This is a genomic window from Pseudomonas sp. JV449, from assembly GCF_032424295.1.
In the GTDB taxonomy this organism is placed as follows: Bacteria; Pseudomonadota; Gammaproteobacteria; order Pseudomonadales; family Pseudomonadaceae; genus Aquipseudomonas; species Aquipseudomonas marginalis.
Map to the genome: position 1 here is coordinate 782,492 of NZ_VYKD01000005.1, position 21,907 is coordinate 804,398.

The following is a 21,907-nucleotide window of genomic DNA, read 5'->3' on the forward strand; positions in this document are numbered from 1 at the left end:
TCGGAGAGTTACGGACAAGTTGGCGGCACTGCGCCATTGGTGGCCTTCTGAAACCCGCGTGTTTCCTGGCCTGTAGCGGGGTGGTATTTTTTTGCAAGGGCTTTTTGTTGTGGTTGGCGCATTGCTCAACGGGCGGTCGGACGACATAATGTAGCCCCTTTTTTCAGCCCCTACATGTGGAAGGTTCCCGTGACTCAGAAGCCCGACCAGTGTCTTGGTGAATGGATCGACCGTGAAGCACTCGCAGAAGCGATGATCCCGCTTATCGGTCAGCTGTACCGCAATAACAATGTGGTGAGCTCGATCTATGGCCGCAGCCTGATCAACCAATCAGTCATCGCGATTCTCAAGGCGCATCGCTTTGCTCGCCATCGTTCCGCCGACGACAGCGAACTCTCCGTCCACGAAACATTCCCCCTGCTCAAGGCCATGAGCGAGCTCAAGCTCGGCGCGGCTTCGGTAGACCTGGGCAAGCTGGCCTACAAATTCCGCAAGGAAGGTGCCGGCCGCAGCGCCGAGCAGTTCGTGCGTGAAGAAATGGCCGATGTGGTGGGCCAGCAAAACGCCGCTGCCCGCAAAGGCACCGACGTTGTCCTGTACGGTTTCGGTCGTATCGGCCGCCTGCTGGCGCGCATCCTGATCGAAAAAACCGGTGGCGGCGACGGCCTGCGCCTGCGTGCCATCGTGGTGCGCAAAGGCGCCGAGAACGACTTGACCAAACGCGCCAGCCTGCTGCGTCGCGATTCGGTACACGGTTCGTTCAACGGCACCATCACCATCGACGAAGAAAACAACACCATCACCGCCAACGGTAACCTGATCCAGGTGATCTACGCGAAGAACCCGACCGAGGTGGATTACACCCAGTACGGCATCAAGGACGCCCTGCTGGTGGACAACACCGGCGTATGGCGTGATGCCGAAGGCCTGGGCCAGCACCTGGCCTGCCCGGGTATCGACCGCGTCGTGCTGACCGCGCCTGGCAAAGGCAAGCTCAAGAACATCGTGCACGGCATCAACCACGGTGAAATCACCGCTGACGACAAGATCGTGTCCGCCGCCTCCTGCACCACCAACGCCATCGTGCCGGTGCTCAAGGCTGTGAATGACAAGTTCGGCATCGTCAACGGCCACGTTGAAACCGTTCACTCGTACACCAACGACCAGAACCTGATCGACAACTTCCACAAGGGCGATCGCCGTGGTCGCAGCGCTGCGCTGAACATGGTCATCACCGAGACCGGTGCCGCCACCGCCGCTGCCAAGGCCTTGCCTGAGCTGGCCGGCAAGCTGACCGGTAACGCGATCCGTGTGCCGACGCCGAACGTGTCGATGGCCATTCTCAACCTGAACCTTGAGAAAGCCGCTACCCGCGAAGAGATGAACGAGTACCTGCGCTACATGGCGCTGCACTCCGACCTGCATAAGCAAATCGACTTCGTCAATTCCCAGGAAGTGGTGTCCACCGACTTCGTTGGCTCGCGCCACGCCGGTGTGGTGGACGCGGAAGCGACCATCAGCCAGGACAACCGCGTTGTGCTGTACGTCTGGTACGACAACGAGTTCGGCTACAGCTGCCAGGTGGTTCGCGTGATGGAAGACATGGCCGGGGTCAACCCGCCTGCGTTCCCGCGCTAAGCCTTAGCACTGAATGAAAAAGCCCCGACTGGTTCGGGGCTTTTTCATGGCAGCGGGTTTTGTGTTGTCGAGCTGGGCCTCATCGGCAGCAGGCTCCCTCCCACATTTGAATGTATTCACAAGTCGACATGTGGGAGGGGGCTAATGCCAGTCAGTTGAGGCTTTTTGTAGGAGCGAGCTTGCTCGCGAAAAACTCACAGGCGCCGCGTTCATTCAGGAAGCACGCGTTATCGTTGGCGTTTTTCGCGAGCAAGCTCGCTCCTACAGGAGGCGATGTACGCTTAACTGACTGGCATTAGGGCTTGCCCCCGATAGCGATCGTTCAGAGGATGCATACTCATTTCAGCAGTTTGCCGCGCAAATCATCGGACAAACCCTTGGGCGCCAGCCAAATACCCAGGTAGGCCCTTGCCAGCGCGTCATTGCGGCTGCTGAATACCACCTGCCCATTGATCTCCAGATTCAGGCCACGGCCGGGGCGAAAGTCCAGGGCGTAGCGATCACCGCTGCGGATGTTACGAAAGCTGGCGTGCAACTGGTCGACTTCAATCCTCAGGCGAGGGCTGGCTTGCTGGCGCTCCAAGGTGGCCGTCGCCGCCTTGATCACATCGTTGCGGTCGATGTCGCGAAAGTAATACAGCACAAGGCGCAGCGGCTGTTGCGAGTCCCATGCCTGCCTGGCGCTCACAGTCTGCGGGGCATACAGCGCAGCCGCGTACACATCCGCCCAGAGGTAGGTGAACACCGTCTGGTTTTTCAGCGCCAGTCCATGGGCTTGCGCAGGAAAATCGGCTTGCCGGAGCCGGTCTGCCTCACTTGCATGCACCACAACCGAAAAAATCATCATTAAACAGAAAACGACATGCCGCATAATGGCCCGTCCTGCAAAGGTGCGTGTCAGCAGTGTAATGCCCGTTTCCTGTTCCTGTAGTAAAGGCAAAACTGGCCTACGACGCGACCAAGGGTTAATGTGCGCGGCGTTGAGCCTTATATAGACTGTGCCCCGGTTCACACACTTGAGCCAAATTGTCCTTCATGACCGCTGGCCGCGGCATGATTTAGCCAGGCGTCCAACCGTGCGCCTGGCCTGTTCTGAGGAGTACGCATGGCTGTCTACAACTACGACGTGGTGGTACTGGGTTCCGGCCCGGCTGGAGAAGGTGCGGCGATGAACGCCGCGAAGGCAGGGCGCAAGGTGGCGATGGTCGATAGCCGTCGCCAGGTCGGCGGTAACTGCACCCACCTGGGTACCATCCCGTCCAAGGCTTTGCGTCACTCGGTGCGCCAGATCATGCAGTTCAACACCAACCCGATGTTCCGGGCCATTGGTGAGCCGCGCTGGTTCTCGTTCCCGGACGTGTTGAAAAGCGCCGAGAAGGTCATCTCCAAGCAAGTCGCTTCGCGCACCGGCTACTACGCCCGTAACCGTGTCGACCTGTTCTTCGGCACCGGCAGCTTCGCCGACGAGCAAACCGTCGAAGTGGTGTGCGCCAACGGCGTGGTCGAGAAGCTGGTGGCCAAGCACATCATCATCGCCACCGGTTCGCGCCCGTATCGCCCGGCGGACATCGATTTCCACCACCCGCGTATCTACGATAGCGACACCATCCTCAGCCTGGGCCATACCCCGCGCAAGTTGATCATCTACGGCGCCGGCGTGATCGGCTGTGAATACGCCTCGATCTTCAGCGGCCTGGGCGTGCTGGTGGAGCTGGTGGACAACCGCGACCAGTTGCTGAGCTTCCTCGACTCGGAAATTTCCCAGGCGTTGAGCTACCACTTCAGCAACAACAACATCACCGTGCGTCACAACGAAGAATACGAGCGGGTCGAAGGCCTGGACAACGGCGTGATCCTGCACCTCAAGTCCGGCAAGAAGATCAAGGCCGATGCCTTGCTTTGGTGCAACGGCCGTACCGGCAACACCGACAAGCTCGGCATGGAAAACATCGGGGTCAAGGTCAACAGCCGTGGCCAGATCGAAGTGGACGAGAACTATCGCACCTGCGTGACCAACATCTACGGTGCCGGTGACGTGATCGGCTGGCCAAGCCTGGCCAGTGCGGCGCATGACCAGGGCCGTTCGGCCGCCGGCAGCATTGTCGACAACGGCAGCTGGCGTTATGTGAACGACGTGCCGACCGGGATCTACACGATTCCCGAGATCAGCTCGATCGGCAAGAACGAGCACGAACTGACCAAGGCTAAGGTGCCTTACGAAGTGGGCAAGGCGTTCTTCAAGAGCATGGCGCGTGCGCAGATTGCCGGTGAGCCGCAAGGCATGCTCAAGATCCTGTTCCACCGCGAAACCCTGGAAGTCCTCGGCGTGCATTGCTTCGGCTACCAGGCTTCGGAGATCGTGCACATCGGCCAGGCGATCATGAACCAGCCGGGTGAGCAAAATACCCTCAAGTATTTCGTCAACACCACGTTCAACTACCCGACCATGGCCGAAGCCTATCGGGTAGCGGCCTACGACGGCCTCAACCGGCTTTTTTGAGCGGCTCCGGCCGGTGGCCTGAGCCGGCCGGGGAGACCGATTTCAGTAATTCTCGAGGGTGGCAGTGGCCAAACCGGGAAAGTCTGTAATCAGGCTATCTACGCCGAAGTCGGCGAGCCTGCGCATCAGCGCAGGTTCGTTGACTGTCCACACGGACACGTGCAGGCCCTGGCGCTGGGCTTTTTCCAGGCGTTCGGGGGTGCACAACGTCCAGTTCAACGCCAGCATCTCACAGCCGTAGTTTTGCGCGACCTTCAGCGGGTCGAGCCACGCATATTCGGCGACCAGCCCGCGTGACAGGTCGGGGGTGAGTTCAACCGCCGCCTTCAACACTTCCCGCGAGCTTGAGGTCACGGTGACCTTGTCCATCAGGCCGAAACGCACGGCCATCTCACGAATGGCCAGCACGGTGGTCGCGGCGCGGGTGCGCGAGGCGCTTTTGACTTCCAGTTGCCAGTGATCGAAGTCGCACTGTTCGAACAGCTCTTCCAGGCGCGGAATCGGGCAAGGCTTGACCCAGCCCGGGCCGCCTTTGCGCGCGTCCATCTTCACCAGGTCTGCCGCCGAATACTCGACGACTTTGCCGCGCCGGTCGGTGGTGCGCTTGAGGGTCGGGTCGTGGATGACCATCAGTTCGCCGTCCATGGACAGGTGCAAATCCAGTTCGCAGCGGCGTACACCGTGCTTGAGACACGCCTGGAAGCTGGTCAGGGTGTTTTCCGGTGCTTCGCCTTTGGCACCGCGGTGGCCGTAGATCAGGGTCACAGTTGCTCCTTTACGCCAGGTTGTCTGGCAGGGTAAATACGAATTCAGGTGTCTTGGGCGTCGCTCTGTTCCCGTGCCAGGCGCCGTTCCTGCGCCTGTTTCTGCAGGATGTAGCGCGCCAGGAGCTGGCGTTGGGCATCGGTCATGGCTTCGAATTCCGTGCCGACGTCGAAGCCTGTGCCCTTGGAATCGCAATGGGTGACCCGCGCGCGCAGCAGCAGGCCGAGCGCCTGGGGCATCAGCACCAGCTTGACCGCCAGGTGCGCACCCACCGTCAGGGGGGAGGGGTGTTGGAAATCGATGCCGCCTTCGGAAATGATCACCGGCTGCGGGGCGCCGACCTCATCCAGCAGGCCGCGGGCCATGATTTGGCTGAGCAAATCCAGGCGTTTGTTCTGCACGCGGAGAAAGGCGACGAGGGTGCGATCCTTCTCGCTGAGCTGGCGCAGCAGGTGCTGGGCTTCAAATTCGCTCAGGTGCAGTTCACTGAGCAGATTGAACAGCGGTGAATCATCCAGCAACACTTCCTTGCTCGCCGCTTCGGGGGCAGACAGGCTTTTGATTTGGAGTGCGATCATGTCGTCGATACGGTAGTATTCGCGGCGCTCTTCTTCATCTAATGTCGACATGGCGAACCCCAGGTAACGGTAATGGTCTGAGTGTAAAGCTGCTTACCAGACCCCGCCACCGGGACGTCTTCTTTTCCTCCGAACAAGCCCCGACATGTTCAGACCTCTCTTCGTATTTATTGGCACGCGTTATACCCGTGCAAAGCGTCGCAATCATTTTGTGTCGTTCATTTCCTTGACCTCGATGATCGGTCTCGCCCTTGGTGTGGTCGTGATGATCGTGGTGCTGTCGGTGATGAACGGCTTCGATCATGAAATGCGCACCCGCGTGCTGGGCATGGTGCCCCACGCGACCATCGAGGGCGATGCGCCCATCAGCGACTGGCAAAGCCTGGCCGCCAAGGTCAAGCAGAACCCCAAGGTAGTGGCCGTGGCGCCGTTTACCCAGATGCAGGGGCTGCTGACCAACGACGGCAAGGTGCAGAAAATCCTGCTCAATGCCATCGATCCGGCCCAGGAACGCAACGTCTCGATCATCGACAAGTTCATGTTGCAGGGCAAGCTCGACGATCTGGCCCCCGGCAGTTTTGGCATTGTCATCGGTGACAAGGCGGCGGCCAAGCTCGGCGTAGGCATCGGCGACAAACTGACCTTCGTCGCGCCGGAAGTCACCGTGACGCCGGCCGGCATGTTCCCGCGCATGAAGCGCTTTACCGTGGTCGGCACCTTCCACGTCGGCGCCGGCGAGATCGACGGCTACCTCGGCCTGACCAACCTCACCGACCTGGCCCGCCTGCATCGCTGGCAGCCGGACCAGGTGCAAGGCCTGCGCCTGAAGTTCAACGACCTGTTCGATGCCCCGCGTGGCGCCTGGGAAATCGCCCAGCACCTGGGTGAAAGCCAGTACTACGCCCGCGACTGGACCCGCACCCACGGCAACCTGTACCAGGCCATCCGCATGGAAAAAGCCATGATCGGCCTGCTGTTGCTGCTGATCGTCGCGGTCGCGGCCTTCAACATCATCTCCACGCTGGTGATGGTGGTGAATGACAAGAAGGGCGACATCGCCATCCTGCGCACCCTCGGCGCCACGCCGGGGCAGATCATGGCGATCTTCATGGTGCAGGGCACCGTGATCGGCGTGGTCGGCACCTTGATCGGCACTGCGGTAGGCATTTTGGCCGCGCTGAACGTCAGTGCCGCCATCGCCTTGCTTGAAAAGGTGATCGGCCACAAGTTCCTCAACGCCGACGTCTACTTCATCGATTACCTGCCGTCCCAGGTGCAAGCCCAGGACGTGCTGATGGTGGGCGGCGCCGCGTTGGTCCTGAGTTTCCTTGCCACCCTGTATCCAGCCTGGCGCGCGGCACGTACCCAGCCAGCACAGGCCTTACGTTATGAGTGAATCGGGCATGAGTGAAAAAGCAATCCTGAGCTGCCGCAACCTGGGCAAATCCTACGAGGAAGGCCCGGAGTCGGTCGTGGTGCTGTCCAACCTGCAACTGGAACTGCATCCCGGCGAGCGCGTGGCGATCGTCGGCAGTTCCGGTTCCGGCAAAAGTACCTTGCTCAACCTGTTGGGCGGCCTCGATACGCCGTCCCAGGGCAGCGTATGGCTGGCCGGTGAAGAACTGTCGGCCCTGAATGAAAAGGCCCGTGGCCAGTTGCGCAACCGCTCGTTGGGCTTTGTGTACCAGTTCCACCACCTGTTGCCGGAATTCACCGCCCTGGAAAACGTGTGCATGCCGCTGTTGATCGGCAAGACCGCGATCCCGGAAGCGCGCCAGCGTGCCAAGGCGTTGCTCGAGCGCGTCGGCCTCGGCCATCGCCTGGAACACAAGCCGGCCGAACTGTCCGGCGGTGAGCGCCAGCGTGTGGCGATTGCCCGTGCCCTGGTGAACAACCCGGGCCTGGTGATGCTCGACGAGCCCACCGGCAACCTCGACTCCCACACCGCCCAGGGCATCAAGGACTTGATGCTGGAACTGAGCACCCAGATGCGCACCGCGTTCCTGGTGGTGACCCATGACATGAGCATGGCCCGCCAGATGGACCGCGTGCTGCACCTGCAGGAAGGTCATCTGGTCGCCATCTGACCTGTTTCAAGCCCGGTGCCTGACGCCGGGTTTTCTATTTTTCCAACGGTGCCCGCGAATGTTCAGACCGTTATCGATTTTCATCGGCACGCGCTATACCCGCGCCAAGCGCCGCAACCGTTTTGTTTCGTTCATCTCGATGACCTCGATGATTGGCCTCGCCCTGGGCGTGCTGGCGATGATCGTGGTGCTGTCGGTGATGAACGGCTTCCAGCGTGAAATGAGCTCGCGCATCCTTGGCATGGTGCCCCACGCCACTATCGTCGGGGTGAACCCGATCGACGATTGGCAGCCGCTGGCCGCTGCGGCGATGAAAAATCCGCAAGTGACTGCCGCCGTACCGTTCACGCAGATGGACGGCATGTTCTCCTACAAGGGCGCGATGCAGCCGATTGAGATCAGCGGTGTTGACCCGGCCCAGGAAGGCAAGGTGTCGATCGTGGCCCAGCATATCGTGCAGGGCAAACTGGAAGACCTGAAGCCCGGTGAGTTCGGCGTGGTGGTCGGCGAAATCACCGCCCGGCGTTTTCGCCTGAATGTGGGCGACAAATTGACCCTGATCGTCCCGGAGATCAGCAGTGCACCCGGTGGTATCACCCCGCGCATGCAGCGTCTGAACGTAGTGGGTATCTTCAAGGTCGGCGCCGAGCTGGATGGCTCCATGGCCTTGATCCACATGGCTGACGCCGCCGAGATACAGCATTGGCAGCCGAACCAGGTGCAGAGCGTGCGCCTGGCGTTGAAAGACCTGTACGCAGCGCCCAAGGTCTCGGCGGACATCGCCGCCAGCCTCGGCAGCGGCTACAAGCCCGATGACTGGACCCACACCCAGGGCAGCCTGTTCAGCGCGATGAAGATGGAAAAGACCATGATCGGCCTGTTGTTGCTGATGATCGTCGCCGTCGCGGCGTTCAACATCATCGCCACGCTGATCATGGTGGTGAACGACAAGGGCGCGGACATCGCGATCCTGCGTACCATCGGCGCCACGCCACGGCAGATCATGGCGATCTTCATGGTGCAGGGCACGGTGATCGGCATTGTCGGCACCTTGATCGGCGGTGTGCTGGGGGTGATTGCGGCGCTGAACGTGAGTGAGCTGGTGGGCTGGCTGGAACGGGTGAGCGGGCAGCATATCTTCAGTTCGGATGTGTACTTCGTCAGCAACCTGCCTTCCGAGCTGCAAAGTGGCGATGTGGTGCTGATTTGTACGGCCGGGTTTGTGTTGAGCTTCCTGGCGACGATTTACCCGGCGTATCGGGCGGCGAAGATTGAGCCGGCGCATGCCCTTAGGTATTCGTAGTCTTTAAGACCGCTATCGGGGGCAAGCCCCCGATAGGGCCGGCCCGGCTTGCATCAATTTCCCCTGGGCAACTCAATCACAAACCTTGTCCACCCCGCCGCGGATTCACAAAAAATCCTCCCCCCATGGGCTCGCACAATCGACTGGGTAATCGCCAATCCCAGCCCCGCATGCTCGCTGCTGCCCTCATGGCGCGCCGGGTCGGCTCGGTAGAACCGGTCGAACAGCCTCGGCAACACGTGCGCTGGAATACCTTCCCCGCTGTTTTCTACCGTCAGTGTCACGCCCCGTGCGCCTTCAACCATCCGCACGCGCACTTGGCCGCCGGCCGGGGTGAACCTGAGGGCGTTATCCAGCAGGTTCGACAGGGCCCGGCGCAGCATGCCGCAATCGCCGGCGGTTTGCGCGCCGCCTTCGCGTACCAGCGAGACCTGTGCGTCTTCTGCCAGCAACGCGAAAAACTCCAGCAACGTCTCCACTTCATCCGCCAGTACCAACGGCTCGCGCTTGGGCACCAGCAAGCCGTGGTCCGCCTTGGCCAGGTACAGCATGTCATTCACCAACTGCGCCATCCATTGCAGCTCTTCCAGGTTGCTGTGCAGCGCTTCGCGGTAATCCTCCAGGGGGCGCGGTTGGGTCAGGATGACCTGGGTCTGGGTCAGCAGGTTCGACAGGGGCGTGCGCAGTTCATGGGCAATGTCGGCGGAGAAGGCCGACAGGCGTTGGAAGGCGTCGTCCAATCGCCCGAGCATGGCATTGAAGGCCTGGGCCAATTCGGCCAGTTCCGCCGGCATTTGCTGTTGAGGCAGGCGTTGGGTCAAGGAGTGGGCCGATACACTGGCAGCCACTTCGCCCATGCGCCGCAACGGCCGCAAGCCACTGCGTGCAGCCCAGGCGCCCAGCAGCGCGGTGGCCAGGGCCGACAGGCCGACGGTGAGCCAGATCAAATGTTGCATGCGTTGCAGGAAGTGCTGGTGATGGGTGATGTCGAGCATCAGGGTCAGTTGCGGTGAGGCGGGCTGGCCGGGCCTCAAGGGGGCGTTGTAGACGCGGTAGTCGGTGCCGGCGTTCTGCAGGGTGTGCAGGCCAGGCGCCTCGGGCAGGCTGACGCTTGGCGCATCGTCCAGCCAGCGCTGGCCGGCGGCGGTGATGCGCAATGTCAGATCAGGCTGGCGATTGAGTTCGGCTCGCAGCTGCGCTTCGCGTTGAGCGAATGAGTCCAGTGATTCGACGCCCTGCAAGGTGCTGCGCAGCGCCACCAGCTTGCTGTCGAGTTGCTGTTGGTCCAGCTCAATGAAGTGCGCCTCGCTGGCACGGTTGAACAGCACGCCCGCGAACAACGAGACCACCGCGGTGCACGCCGCAAACAGCAGGGCCAGGCGGCTGGCCAGGGACAGACGCTGGATCAATGGCTGCGCTCCTCCAGCACATAACCCATGCCGCGCACGGTATGGATCAGCTTGGTGGGGAAAGGATCGTCGACTTTCAGGCGCAAGCGCCGGATCGCGACTTCGATGATGTTGGTGTCACTGTCGAAATTCATGTCCCACACCTGGGAGGCAATCAGCGACTTGGGCAGGACTTCGCCCTGGCGGCGCAGCAGCAGTTCCAGCAGGGAGAATTCCTTGGCGGTGAGGTCGATGCGCTGGCCGTCCCGTTCGACGCGGCGGCGGAGCAGGTCCAGGCGCAGGTCGGCCAGTTGCAGGGCGGTTTCCTGCGGCGTGCTGCTGCCACGGCGCAACAGGCTGCGTACCCGCGCCAGCAGTTCGGAGAAGGCAAAGGGCTTGACCAGGTAATCGTCGGCACCCAGTTCCAGGCCGTGCACCCGGTCTTCCACGGCATCCCGGGCGGTCAGAAACAGCACCGGGATCTCCAGGCCGGCACTGCGCACTGCTTGCAGGATTTGCCAACCGTCGCGACCGGGCAGCATCACATCCAGGATCAACAGGTCATAATCGCCGGTCAGCGCCAGGTGCTGGCCGCTGGTGCCGTCGGCCACCAGTTCGGTGGTAAAGCCCGCCTCGGCCAGGCCTTGGCGCAGATAGTGGCCGGTTTTCGGTTGGTCTTCGACGATCAGCAATTTCATGGGCGGCTCTTGGCAACAGTTCACGAGGGGCTTTATACCCTGGGTGCCAGGGGAAGGGCGCAACCTGACAAAGTTGTAATCTAGCAGTCAGCTGGCTGGCAGCGGCGCATTCTTAGAGTGCTGTCCAAGCAGGTTGCACACTTTTTGGAGAATCGAGATGGCATTGCGTACACCCCTGTTGTTGGCGGGCTGCCTGTTGGCGTTGAGTTTCAATGCAATGGCGGATGCGGCCCATACCTACGCGTTCGGCCAGCCGGCACCGGCGGATAAGGCCACACGCACCGTGGAGGTGACGCTGCAGGACATTTCCTTTTCGCCCAAATCCCTGGACGTCAAGGCCGGTGAGACGGTGCGCTTTGTACTGGTCAACAAAGGCCAGTTGCTGCATGAATTCAACCTCGGTGACGCGGCGATGCACGCCGAACACCAGAAGGAAATGCTGCAGATGCAGGCCAGCGGCATGCTCACCTCCACGGGTATGGGCAAGATGGATCACAGCGCCATGGGCCACGGTGAAATGGGCGGCATGAAACACGACGATCCCAACAGCGTGCTGGTGGAACCCGGCAAGACTGCTGAGCTGACCTGGACGTTCACCAAGGCCACCGGCCTGGAGTTTGCCTGCAACCTCCCCGGGCATTACCAGGCGGGCATGGTCGGCAAGCTGACCGTTGAGTAAGGCGTTTCTTAAGGGCGGGGGCAAAGGCTGGTAGACTGGCGCGGTTTATTTAGCCAGGTTTTCCGCCATGCATCCCGCAGCCGAACATTCGCCGCTGGGCAAGTCCAGTGAATACATTTCCACCTACACCCCTTCGTTGCTGTTCCCGATTCCACGCGCCGCCAAGTGGGCCGAGCTGGGCCTGAGCGCCGAGACCCTGCCGTACAAGGGCGTGGACTTCTGGAACTGCTTCGAGTTGTCCTGGCTGCTGCCGTCGGGCAAGCCGGTGGTGGCCATCGGTGAGTTCAGCATCCCGGCCGACTCGCCGAACATCATCGAGTCCAAGTCGTTCAAGCTGTATCTCAACTCGCTCAACCAGACAGCGTTTGCCGATGTGCAAAGCCTGGAAGCGACCCTGCGCACCGACCTCAGCGCCGCCGCCGGCAAGCCTGTTACCGTGCGTATCCGCAGCTTGGCCGACATTGAGGCCGAAGGCGTGATGGCGTTGCCGGGCACGTGTGTTGACGATCTGGATATCAGTGTCAGCAACTACGAACACCCGCGCCCGGAGCTGCTGCGTTGCGATGACTCGCGCATTGTCGAGGAGAGCGTGCACAGCCACCTGCTCAAGTCCAACTGCCCGGTGACCAGCCAGCCCGACTGGGGCAGCGTGGTGGTGGAGTACCGTGGTTCGGCGTTGGATCACGGGAGTTTGCTGGAATACCTGGTGAGCTTTCGCCAGCACTCGGATTTCCATGAACAGTGCGTGGAGCGCATCTTCCTTGACCTGCAGCGTTTGCTGAAGCCGGAAAAGTTGACGGTGTATGCGCGCTACGTGCGGCGCGGCGGGTTGGATATCAACCCTTACCGCAGCACTGAAGATGTGGCGTTCCAGAACGTGCGCCTGGCCCGTCAGTAAACAAAGATGGGAGGGGGCGAGCCCTCTCCTACCTTTTGGTTCTGCGCCTGGCTTGGGCTCGGGTCAGATCCCCATATTGCCCAAGGTGATCATGATATTGCGCAGTGTCCCGGAAATCACCGGGTGCTCAGCGTCGAACTCTATGGCAGCTTGGCTCACATCGTCGGAAATACTCGGCGTCTGAGTGGCCGGTTCAAGTTCAAGTTGCAATTCAAACTTGGCAATCAAGGCTTGCAGCGCTTCACGTTTTTCTTCCGACAGCGGCGGTTCCTGTTCCAGCTGCCCGCGCAGGATCTCGACCTGTTCTTCCAGTTTTTTGCGATCAGGCATGACGTTCTTCCTTTTATCGATAGGCACTGGCATAGACCACGGCACGCCGTGAAAGGTCTACGGACTGACCTGTAGATTAATCCACGGGCGCCGACTGTGCATGATCTCGATCAGGGCTTCTCGCCTTTGAGCTGACGCAGGCTGATGTCGGCCAGGCAGGTGCCGAGTTCACCGAGGTGATCGATCACCGAGTGGACCCCCAGGCCATAGAGCTCAACGGTGGCTTTGCCGCGCTTGTGCTCGCGTTCCTTGTCGCTCAGCGCCTGCCACTGCTCGGGCGCCAGGCCGCACAGCGAACCACAGGAGGCCAGGCCAATGGTCCACAAGCCGGCATTCAGGCCCGATTGCAACAGGCGCGGCTCGCCGCTGACCAGTACGCAACCTTCCAGGCGTTCAATGTTGAGTTCCATCAAGGCTTGCCAGCAGGCATGAGGGGCGGGCCAGCGGATGGAGGAGGGGGATGCGGCCTTGAGCCAGTTGGGCAGTACGGCGGCCAGTGGTGTGGTTACCGACGGCGGCAGTTCATCCAGCCAGGCACAGGGGACGCCTTGTTCCTTGAGGCTGCGCAGGATTTTCAGGGCGCCGGGTGTGGCTTGGGAGTCCGGGGAGGGGGAATCGGTGCGCGCCCGGGAACCAAAGTCCACCAGGCAACCACTCAGGCCAAACAGAACAGCAGTCAAGGCGGGCGCGTTGGCGATGGCTATCTCGGCGTGAGGCATGTCGACATCCCTGAAATAGCTGTGACGCTATCGGGGCAGGATGACAAGCAGATGACAGCGGGGTAATTGTAGGAAAATTGTCCATTTGTGTTAGGACGATTCCTGGCAGCTGCCTAATTGGGTACTTCCGTCATATACTGACGGCCTTATTCAGGGCATAGCGCCCATGACAGACCATTCAAGGAGCAAAAGCTATGCGCTGGAGCCACTACTTCGCTCAGCTATCGGTGTGTGCCACTGTCCTGCTGGCGCCTTTCGCTGCACAGGCTGCATCGGAAGATGATCCATGGGAAAGCGTCAACCGCCCGATCTTCACCTTCAACGACACCGTTGATACCTACGCCCTCAAGCCATTGGCCCAAGGCTATCAGTGGATCACCCCGCAATTTGTCGAAGATGGTATCCATAACTTCTTCCGCAATATCGGTGACGTCGGCAACCTGGCCAACAACGTGCTGCAGCTCAAACCCCACAATGCCGGGGTCGACACTGCGCGCTTGCTGGTTAACACCACGTTCGGCGTGCTGGGCTTTATCGACGTCGGCACCAAAATGGGGCTGCAACGCAGTGATGAAGACTTTGGCCAGACCCTCGGTTACTGGGGCGTGGGCAGCGGTCCCTACGTGATGATCCCGCTGCTGGGCCCGAGCACCTTGCGTGATGCACCGTCCAAATACGTGGACAGCTACACCCAACCGTACCGCTATATGAACGATATCGGCTGGCGCAACAGCACCATGGGCCTGAACATCGTTGACACCCGTGCCAGCCTGCTCGACAGCGAGAAACTGATCACCGGCGACAAGTACACCTTTATCCGCAATGCCTACCTGCAGAACCGCGAGTTCAAGGTCAAGGATGGCAAGGTCGTCGACGACTTTTAAGCTGTGATGTTTTGAAATGAAAAAAAGGCGACCCTGGCGGTCGCCTGTTTTGTGCGCGGGTTTCAGCGCATTTTCAGGATCCTAAGCCCGAGTTGTTGCTCGTCGCCCACGGTTTTGGTCCAGACCACTTCCGTGTCAGCCTCCAGGCCCTTGAGCGCCGCGTGCTCTGAATCAATGCGCACGGTGAGCAGGTCTCCCACCGCGAACTGGCGCGGTGCCTGCACCTGCATCCCGGAGCTGGAAAGGTCCACGCAAACGCCGGCAAACTCCTGGCCTTCGTGGAGCAAAGATACTTCGGCATCCACCCGCATGCGGATGAAATCGCGTTTTTCGGCGTAGTCGCGCTCGTGTTCGCCCATCGGTTCCATCCTTACTTTGTGTTGTGGTCTTGGCTGTTCTTATAACTCCCGGTGATTTGCGATGTAAAGACGCCCGGCGACCATCGGCATGAGCTTGAAACCCCCGGCGGATGGGAGTACCGTCTGCGCCTTAGAAGGGCACCTCTGCTTTACAGTTGTGCATGGGAAAAATCCCATTGCGTTGTAGTACAGAGAGGCTAGAAAGCGAATCCAGTACGTGAGCCCGGCCATTGCCGAGCCACCTACGCCAACCTAATTCTGGCGCCGTTTGCCCACATGCAAAAAACCAGTGCCACGCTGCTGATAATCGATGACGACGAAGTAGTGCGCGCGAGCCTTGCGGCCTATTTGGAAGACAGTGGCTTCAGCGTCCTGCAGGCCAGTAATGGCCAACAGGGTCTCCAGGTATTCGAGCGCGACCAGCCCGACCTCGTGATCTGCGACCTGCGCATGCCCCAGATGGGCGGCCTGGAGCTGATTCGCCAGGTGACCGAGCTTGCCCCGCAGACGCCGGTGATTGTCGTGTCCGGTGCCGGCGTCATGAACGATGCCGTCGAGGCCTTGCGTCTGGGCGCTGCCGACTACCTGATCAAGCCCCTCGAAGACCTGGCGGTACTGGAGCACTCTGTGCGCCGCGCCTTGGATCGTGCGCGCCTGCTGGTCGAGAACCAGCGCTACCGCGAAAAGCTCGAAACCGCCAACCGCGAACTCGAAGCCAGCCTTAACCTGCTCCAGGAAGACCAGAACGCCGGTCGCCAGGTGCAGATGAACATGCTGCCGGTCAGCCCCTGGACCATCGACGAATTCCAGTTTGCCCACCAGATCATCCCGTCGCTGTACCTGTCGGGTGATTTTGTCGACTATTTCCGAGTAGACGAGCGGCGTGTCGCGTTCTACCTGGCCGATGTCTCCGGCCATGGTGCTTCCTCTGCTTTTGTCACCGTGTTGTTGAAGTTCATGACCACACGGCTGTTGTTCGAATCCAAGCGCAATGGCACCTTGCCGGAGTTCACCCCCTCCGAGGTACTGGGTCACATCAACCGTGGCTTGATCAGCTGCAAGCTGGGCAAGCACGTGACGATGGTGGGTGGCGTGATTGATGAAGAAACCGGTCTTTTGACCTACAGCATCGGCGGCCACCTGCCGATGCCTGTTTTATACACTCCCGACAGTGTGCGTTACCTGGAAGGGCGTGGCCTACCCGTAGGCTTGTTCAATGAAGCCACCTACGAAGACCACATCCTGGAGCTGCCGCCGACGTTCAGCCTGACGCTGATGTCCGACGGCATCCTGGACCTTCTTCCAGAGCCTACACTCAAAGAGAAAGAAGCCGCCTTGCCCCAGAAGGTCAAGTCGGCGGGCGGCAGCCTGGATGGCCTGCGGCAGGTTTTTGGATTGGCCACGCTAGGGGAGATGCCGGATGATATCGCCCTATTGGTGTTGAGCAGGAATCTTTGATGAGTACCGGAAGAATCCAATTCGCCGAGCAAGACGGGACCTTCGTCCTGAAGTTTGTCGGTGAAGTGCGCCTGACCTTGTGTTCGGCGCTGGATGCGACGATTGAGCGGATTTTCACGGCGTTGAATTTCTCGGCGATCGTGATCGATCTGACCGAAACCCGCAGCATCGATAGCACCACCCTTGGGCTGTTGGCCAAGTTGTCCATTCTGTCCCGGCAGAAGGTCGGCCTGTTGCCGACCGTCGTCACCACCCACGAAGACATCACCCGTCTGTTGCAGTCCATGGGCTTCGACCAGGTGTTCAACATCGTTGATCGCCCGATCCCGTGCCCGGAATGCCTCACCGACCTGCCGTCCCAGGACCAGTCCGAGGAAATCGTACGGGTCAAGGTGCTGGAAGCGCACAAGATCCTGATGGGCCTCAACGAGTCCAACCGCGAAGCCTTCCACGACCTCGTCAACGCCCTCGAGCGTCACTGATCCCAGGGATCGCCTGCACGTAGGGGACAACAGAGCAAAAAAAGGGCGGTACCCTCACAGGTACCGCCCTTTTTGCCGCCTGCGCCGTTTACAGCTTGGCGGACAACAGTGCCTCAAGCTTCTCCTGGTCCCGGGCAAACTGACGAATCCCCTCCGCCAGCTTCTCAGTCGCCATCGCATCCTCGTTGGACTCCCAACGGAACTGCGCTTCAGTCAGATGCACTCGCGCTTCTCCGGCGTGCCCTGGCGACAACTTGCGTTCCAGCTTGCCGTCATCCGCCGCCAGCTTCTCCAGCAGGTCCGGGCTGATGGTCAGGCGATCACAGCCGGCCAGCTCTTCAATCTGGCTCAGGTTGCGGAAACTCGCACCCATCACCACGGTCTTGTAGTCATTAGCCTTGTAGTAGTTGTAGATGCGTGTCACCGACTGCACGCCGGGATCATCAGCGCCGGTGTAGTCGTTGCCATTGGCTTTCTTGTACCAGTCGTAGATACGGCCTACGAACGGTGAAATCAGGAACACGCCGGCTTCTGCGCACGCCACCGCCTGGGCAAATGAGAACAGCAGGGTCAGGTTGGTCTGGATGCCTTCTTTTTCCAGCTTCTCCGCCGCGCGGATGCCTTCCCAGGTGGACGCGATCTTGATCAGCACGCGGTCACGGCTAACCCCAGCTTTGTCGTACAGGTCGATCAGACGGTGCGCGCGCTTGAGTACGGCATCAGTGTCGAACGACAGGCGGGCATCCACCTCGGTGGAGATGCGTCCTGGCACGACCTTAAGGATCTCCTGGCCCACGGCCACCGCGAAACGGTCGCTGGCCAGGCCGACATCACCGTTGCAATCCTGCACGCACTCATCCAGCAGCTTGGCATAGCCTGGAATCGACGCGGCCTTGAGCAGCAGAGAAGGGTTGGTAGTGGCGTCTTGGGGCTTGAGCTTGGCGAGGGTAGAAAAATCGCCGGTATCGGCTACGACAGTAGTGAATTGCTTGAGTTGTTCCAGCTTGGAAGTCATGGGCGTGCTCTGTCCTATGGGTCTGATGACATTACCCGAGCGCTGGCAGGCGCTCAAGGGCGCAAATGCGTTCGATCGTTTGCGAGGGCAACAACCTGAAAACAGCCGTTTGAATGCCCGGCGGTACTGCTGAATAGGAGGCCAAAACCGCCAGCAGGTTCAACCCAATTGCCCCATGACTGGACACTCAGCGTCCTTCTAACAAAGCGCCGGCTTGATCCAGCAACGCCAGCGGATCACTGGCCTTGTGAATATCCACTGACAATAACTGCCGAAACTTCCTCGCCCCCGGAAACCCCGTCCCCAATCCCAGCACGTGGCGGGTTATATGGTGCATCGTCCCGCCGTTCGCCAAATGCTCCGCAATATAGGGTCGCAACTGCGCCAACGCCTCCGCCCGACTGATCACAGGCTGCGCGCTACCAAACAACTGCTGATCCACCTCCGCCAGCAGATACGGATTGTGATAAGCCTCGCGGCCCAGCATCACCCCGTCAAACGTCTGCAAATGCTCATGGCATTGCTCCAACGTCTTGATCCCGCCATTGAGAATAATCTCCAGCTCCGGGAAATCCTGCTTCAACTGCGCCGCCACGTCATACCGCAACGGCGGAATGTCGCGGTTTTCCTTCGGCGACAAGCCCTCAAGAATCGCAATCCGCGCATGCACGGTGAAACTGGTGCAGCCGGCGTCCTTCACCGTCCCGACGAAATCACACAACTGGGCATAACTGTCCCTGCCGTTGATGCCGATACGGTGCTTCACCGTCACCGGAATCGACACCGCATCACGCATCGCCTTCACACAATCGGCCACCAGGGCCGGGTGAGCCATCAGGATCGCGCCGATCATGTTGTTCTGGACGCGGTCACTGGGGCAGCCGACGTTCAGGTTCACTTCGTCGTAACCGGCAGCCTCGGCCATACGGGCGCAGGCGGCCAGGTCTGCGGGGACACTGCCGCCGAGCTGGAGCGCGAGCGGGTGCTCGGCTTCGTTGTGGCGCAGGAAGCGGTCATGGTCGCCGTGGAGGATTGCGCCGGTGGTGACCATCTCGGTGTAGAGCAGGGCGCGTTTGGAGAGCAGGCGCAGGAAGAACCGGCAGTGGCGGTCGGTCCAATCCATCATCGGGGCGACGGAGAAGCGGCGGGAGAAAGTAGCAGTGTGTAGGGACATTGGGGATCTGAGTCAACGAGGCGAATTGGGCGCAGTTTATCAGGGATGGATCTAGGCTGTGGGAGACGCTTGTTTTGCGGTATTCACCACTTCGAACGCGGACATTGCCGTGTATGGAATATGCCGAGGATTTATAGGCGATCACTGCGAGCCCGACATGCGATCAGGTAGGACCAGTTGGCTACTGCCCATTCGCGGTTGTGTTTGACCCGGCCTCCGTCGATCAACCAGCCGGCAACCTGAACCCTCCCTGTCCCCCAGCAAAGTTTCATAATTCCTTCCGCCGTTGAGGTCTACGATCTTTCTCAAGAGAAGCCCCCACGGTCCAGTCCACAGGGAACTGAAAAAATGATTTCGAACCTCGTCAAAGTCGTGATGATTACGAGCACGTTGCTGTTGGGCGCTTGTTCTTCGGGTGCGCCGGGCATGAGTGGCGACCCTTGCTTTTCAGGCGGATGCCAGGCGTTTGGTGACCGCAGCTCCAGCAAGGCTGCCAAAACCAATTTTGGCGGCAGTGGCCTGGGGAGTAGTTATGGGGAATATGGGACGGGGTTGTTGCATGATGATTGATGGCGCATATGGCCCGGCGGGGGGCAGGCGCCCTTGTCGCCGGGGAGGTGAGTCAGCTCGTTACCACAACCCCATTATGGAAAATCTCGCGCCTGGCGCGGCGGCTGATGTTCTCATGTTTGCTTGAGGTGTAGATTTCGTCAAAACGACGGCGATCAATGCCGTCGTAGTTGCCAAGTTCTTGCAGCACCCTCCGGTCGTAATCCTCTTCGATCATGAACCGGAAAATTTCCCGCCGATAATAGAACCCAAATTGAAACGCCAGTACCTCGGTCAAGTAGTCCGTTGGCGTGAGAAAGCAGTTTTCCAGGTCGATGGCCTTGGCGTGTGTCGGCTGCTCCAGGTTGATCATCACATTGTTTGCCCAGAAGTCCATATGCACCACGCCTTTGCTGTGCAGGCAGTGCAACAGTTTGAACGACGCGGTGATCAGGCTCTGGATGTCACGCTCCTGCTTGAGCCATTCCAGGCCATTGAGGTGGCCCTCCAGCATCTCGGTAAAGATGAAGAATTCCTGGATCAGGCCAAGCGCTGACTTTCGATAACCGAACCCATATAAGCCAGCAATTGGCGCACCGCGTTTCTGGGCGCCGAGGGTGTTGATGACTTCTTCGACCGGCCAGTCAAACGCACCGTCCCGCTTGGCGCGCCCGAAGGTCACGCGCAATTTGGGCCTGAGGCTGTCCAGCGGCTGGGATTTAGCGAACAGGTTGGCTTCCATCCCTTTGAGCGGTGCGCTGATGCGATCTGTCAGTTGGTGGCGCGTGTCGATCAGGTCCTGAATCGCCTGTTGCGTTTTGTGGTCGGCGGTGTCGGTGGTGAAGATCGTCGCATTGCGATGAGTGAGGGTCGTCGGAAAACTTTGCAATACACCTGTGTCAGGAAAGCTCAAAACACGTCCTTGTCATTGGGAATAAATATGACGGATATGTTACAGCTTGTGCTTATTGGATCCAACCTGAACTTTACCTGAACGGAAATGAAATAGTCTCATTGCGCCGATTCTTCACTGTTCATGGCGATTGAAATGTGCTGATAGCCCTGGGGCTTGAGCTTAATGCCCTCCCTGCATCCGCCGTGCTATCAGATAAATGCCCAGCCCGACCAGTGCCGTCGCCGCGCCGATGTAGCCGGTGCTGGTCCAGCCAAACCCAGCCGTAATCGCCATCCCGCCGAACCATGGCCCCAGCGCATTGGCCAGGTTGAACGCCGCATGGTTGGACGCTGCCGCCAGGCTCGGTGCTTCGTGGGCGATGTCCATCAGGCGGATCTGCAGCGGCGCGGCCAACGAGACCATGGTGCCGACCAGGCCCATGCTCAGCAGCACGCCCCATAGCGAGGCCGCCGCGAAGGGGAAGAACAGCAACACGGCCATCGACCACACCAATATCCAGCCCACGGCGCGAAACTGCATGCGATCAAACAGCTTGCCGCCGGCGATGTTGCCGATAATCCCGCCCACGCCGAATGCTGCCAGCCCAAATGGAATCCACTGGGGGGATACCTTGGTTACTTCCAGCATGGTCGGTGCCAGGTAACTGAACACGCAGAACATACCGGCAAAGCCGATGGCGCCAATGGACAGCGCCATCCACACCTGGGGTTTGGTGAAGGCGCGCAGTTCCTTGCGCGGGTCGCTGCGTTGTTCGTCGTGGCGATGGGGCACAAATTGCCAGACCAGGGCGATGGTGCACAGGGCGATCACGCTCACCAGTGCAAACGCCGAGCGCCAGCCCAGGTGCTGGCCGAGGAAGGTGGCGATAGGATTGCCGAGCAGCATCGCGAGGGTCAGGCCCATCATTACCCGCGCCACGGCGCCGGCGCGTTTGTCGTTGGGCACCATGCTCGAGGCGACCACGGCAGCAATGCCGAAGTAGGCGCCGTGGGGCAGGCCGCTGATAAAGCGGAACGCCACCAACGAGCCGAAGGTCGGGGTGAACGCAGTGGCGAGGTTGCCCAGGGCATACAGGCCCATCAGCAACAGCAGCATGTGTTTGCGCAGCAGCTTGGCGCCGAGGATGGCCAGCAGTGGGGCGCCGACCATGACGCCGAGGGCATAGGCGCTGATGGCGTGGCCAACCTGGGGTTCGCTTAAACCCAGGTTTTGCGCGATGTCGGGCATCAGGCCCATGATGGCGAATTCGCCGGTACCGATCGCGAAGGCGCCCACGGCCATGGCGGCTTCCATTTTGGCGGCGCTGCGCGCGGGCAGTACGTGCCCGGGAGTTTGGTGGATAGACATGGATCGCTCTGTGATGAAAGGTGGTACGAGGGAGTGCGTCGATGCTACGCAAGCAGCGACGAAGGAGTCTAGAACAGCCTTTTGCCCGAGAGTTCCTGCCCTGTGACCTCAGGTCGCGCTTGCCACACTTGACACTCGCG

Annotated in this window: 23 protein-coding genes; 11 read left to right on the top strand and 12 right to left on the bottom strand. The window is 60.3% G+C overall.

Features of this window, described 5'->3' with window-relative positions; genetic code table 11:
* Positions 1-174: 174 nt before the first annotated feature.
* Positions 175-1,638 carry a glyceraldehyde-3-phosphate dehydrogenase gene (locus F6S08_RS08960; protein WP_074844503.1) on the top strand — a complete coding sequence of 488 codons (1,464 nt, stop codon included), beginning with the start codon at positions 175-177 and terminating at the stop codon, positions 1,636-1,638.
* A 337-nt stretch (positions 1,639-1,975) separates the two neighbouring features.
* Here the strand turns inward: F6S08_RS08960 and F6S08_RS08965 are convergent, their stop codons facing one another.
* A complete protein-coding gene (locus F6S08_RS08965; RefSeq protein WP_065928154.1) occupies positions 1,976-2,509 on the bottom strand; it encodes a chalcone isomerase family protein in 534 nt (177 codons plus the stop codon).
* 234 nt (positions 2,510-2,743) lie between these two features.
* On the opposite strand from F6S08_RS08965, the gene sthA reads away from it, so the two are divergent.
* Entirely contained in the window at positions 2,744-4,138 is a 1,395-nt protein-coding gene (gene sthA / locus F6S08_RS08970; RefSeq protein ID WP_005786183.1) for a Si-specific NAD(P)(+) transhydrogenase, read from the top strand.
* A 42-nt stretch (positions 4,139-4,180) separates the two neighbouring features.
* On the opposite strand, the gene F6S08_RS08975 is transcribed toward sthA, so the two are convergent.
* Together F6S08_RS08975 and F6S08_RS08980 are read right to left on the bottom strand one after the other, a co-directional pair.
* Entirely contained in the window at positions 4,181-4,903 is a 723-nt protein-coding gene (locus F6S08_RS08975) for a glycerophosphodiester phosphodiesterase (protein ID WP_027604230.1), read from the bottom strand.
* A gap of 44 nt (positions 4,904-4,947) precedes the next feature.
* Positions 4,948-5,532 (bottom strand): PilZ domain-containing protein, encoded by a 585-nt coding sequence (locus F6S08_RS08980; RefSeq protein ID WP_065928153.1) that lies wholly within the window; start codon positions 5,530-5,532, stop codon positions 4,948-4,950.
* Positions 5,533-5,626: 94 nt separating this feature from the next.
* Here F6S08_RS08980 and F6S08_RS08985 point away from each other — a divergent pair, with 94 nt between their 5' ends.
* The 3 genes from F6S08_RS08985 to F6S08_RS08995 are packed head-to-tail and all read left to right on the top strand — an operon-like array spanning position 5,627 to position 8,871.
* Positions 5,627-6,877 (top strand): lipoprotein-releasing ABC transporter permease subunit, encoded by a 1,251-nt coding sequence (locus F6S08_RS08985; RefSeq protein WP_027604228.1) that lies wholly within the window; start codon positions 5,627-5,629, stop codon positions 6,875-6,877.
* Between the two features lie 7 nt (positions 6,878-6,884).
* Entirely contained in the window at positions 6,885-7,568 is a 684-nt protein-coding gene (lolD, locus tag F6S08_RS08990; RefSeq protein WP_024074097.1) for a lipoprotein-releasing ABC transporter ATP-binding protein LolD, read from the top strand.
* Positions 7,569-7,626: 58 nt separating this feature from the next.
* Positions 7,627-8,871 (top strand): lipoprotein-releasing ABC transporter permease subunit, encoded by a 1,245-nt coding sequence (locus F6S08_RS08995; protein ID WP_065928151.1) that lies wholly within the window; start codon positions 7,627-7,629, stop codon positions 8,869-8,871.
* A gap of 53 nt (positions 8,872-8,924) precedes the next feature.
* Here the strand turns inward: F6S08_RS08995 and F6S08_RS09000 are convergent, their stop codons facing one another.
* Both F6S08_RS09000 and F6S08_RS09005 read right to left on the bottom strand, forming a co-directional pair.
* Positions 8,925-10,280 carry a heavy metal sensor histidine kinase gene (locus F6S08_RS09000; RefSeq protein WP_065947402.1) on the bottom strand — a complete coding sequence of 452 codons (1,356 nt, stop codon included), beginning with the start codon at positions 10,278-10,280 and terminating at the stop codon, positions 8,925-8,927.
* Complete coding sequence (locus tag F6S08_RS09005) at positions 10,277-10,957, bottom strand: heavy metal response regulator transcription factor (protein ID WP_027604224.1); 681 nt, start codon at positions 10,955-10,957, stop codon at positions 10,277-10,279. Before F6S08_RS09005 ends, F6S08_RS09000 begins: the two co-directional genes overlap by 4 nt.
* Positions 10,958-11,114: 157 nt before the next feature.
* Here F6S08_RS09005 and F6S08_RS09010 point away from each other — a divergent pair, with 157 nt between their 5' ends.
* Both F6S08_RS09010 and queF read left to right on the top strand, forming a co-directional pair.
* Complete coding sequence (locus tag F6S08_RS09010; protein WP_065928149.1) at positions 11,115-11,636, top strand: plastocyanin/azurin family copper-binding protein; 522 nt, start codon at positions 11,115-11,117, stop codon at positions 11,634-11,636.
* Positions 11,637-11,703: 67 nt separating this feature from the next.
* Positions 11,704-12,534: an NADPH-dependent 7-cyano-7-deazaguanine reductase QueF gene (gene queF, locus F6S08_RS09015; protein WP_074844504.1), complete on the top strand. Its 831-nt coding sequence runs from the start codon at positions 11,704-11,706 to the stop codon at positions 12,532-12,534.
* Between the two features lie 63 nt (positions 12,535-12,597).
* Here queF and F6S08_RS09020 read toward each other — a convergent pair whose 3' ends face one another.
* Entirely contained in the window at positions 12,598-12,864 is a 267-nt protein-coding gene (locus tag F6S08_RS09020) for a DUF4404 family protein (RefSeq protein ID WP_065928147.1), read from the bottom strand.
* A 110-nt stretch (positions 12,865-12,974) separates the two neighbouring features.
* Positions 12,975-13,583, bottom strand: a complete 609-nt coding sequence (locus F6S08_RS09025; RefSeq protein WP_065928146.1) for a phosphatase — start codon at positions 13,581-13,583, stop codon at positions 12,975-12,977.
* Positions 13,584-13,777: 194 nt separating this feature from the next.
* Between F6S08_RS09025 and F6S08_RS09030 the strand changes: the two genes are divergently transcribed.
* Entirely contained in the window at positions 13,778-14,467 is a 690-nt protein-coding gene (locus F6S08_RS09030) for a VacJ family lipoprotein (RefSeq protein ID WP_027604219.1), read from the top strand.
* A 62-nt stretch (positions 14,468-14,529) separates the two neighbouring features.
* On the opposite strand, the gene F6S08_RS09035 is transcribed toward F6S08_RS09030, so the two are convergent.
* The gene (locus F6S08_RS09035) at positions 14,530-14,826 is read right to left on the bottom strand and encodes a PilZ domain-containing protein (RefSeq protein ID WP_065947405.1); all 297 of its coding nucleotides are present in this window, start codon (positions 14,824-14,826) and stop codon (positions 14,530-14,532) included.
* Between the two features lie 276 nt (positions 14,827-15,102).
* On the opposite strand from F6S08_RS09035, the gene rssB reads away from it, so the two are divergent.
* A complete protein-coding gene (gene rssB, locus F6S08_RS09040; protein ID WP_027604216.1) occupies positions 15,103-16,284 on the top strand; it encodes a two-component system response regulator RssB in 1,182 nt (393 codons plus the stop codon).
* Complete coding sequence (gene rssC, locus F6S08_RS09045; protein ID WP_010212025.1) at positions 16,284-16,766, top strand: anti-sigma factor antagonist RssC; 483 nt, start codon at positions 16,284-16,286, stop codon at positions 16,764-16,766. Before rssB ends, rssC begins: the two co-directional genes overlap by 1 nt.
* Positions 16,767-16,854: 88 nt before the next feature.
* Here the strand turns inward: rssC and tal are convergent, their stop codons facing one another.
* Both tal and dusA read right to left on the bottom strand, forming a co-directional pair.
* Complete coding sequence (tal, locus tag F6S08_RS09050) at positions 16,855-17,781, bottom strand: transaldolase (RefSeq protein WP_065928144.1); 927 nt, start codon at positions 17,779-17,781, stop codon at positions 16,855-16,857.
* 187 nt (positions 17,782-17,968) lie between these two features.
* Entirely contained in the window at positions 17,969-18,955 is a 987-nt protein-coding gene (dusA, locus tag F6S08_RS09055; RefSeq protein ID WP_315871532.1) for a tRNA dihydrouridine(20/20a) synthase DusA, read from the bottom strand.
* A gap of 348 nt (positions 18,956-19,303) precedes the next feature.
* Here dusA and F6S08_RS09060 point away from each other — a divergent pair, with 348 nt between their 5' ends.
* Positions 19,304-19,525, top strand: a complete 222-nt coding sequence (locus F6S08_RS09060) for a hypothetical protein (RefSeq protein ID WP_083244959.1) — start codon at positions 19,304-19,306, stop codon at positions 19,523-19,525.
* Positions 19,526-19,577: 52 nt separating this feature from the next.
* On the opposite strand, the gene F6S08_RS09065 is transcribed toward F6S08_RS09060, so the two are convergent.
* Both F6S08_RS09065 and F6S08_RS09070 read right to left on the bottom strand, forming a co-directional pair.
* On the bottom strand, positions 19,578-20,417 hold the full coding sequence (locus F6S08_RS09065; RefSeq protein WP_315871533.1) for a lipopolysaccharide kinase InaA family protein: 840 nt from the start codon (positions 20,415-20,417) through the stop codon (positions 19,578-19,580).
* 162 nt (positions 20,418-20,579) lie between these two features.
* Positions 20,580-21,767 (bottom strand): MFS transporter, encoded by a 1,188-nt coding sequence (locus F6S08_RS09070; RefSeq protein WP_065928141.1) that lies wholly within the window; start codon positions 21,765-21,767, stop codon positions 20,580-20,582.
* Positions 21,768-21,907: the final 140 nt, after the last annotated feature.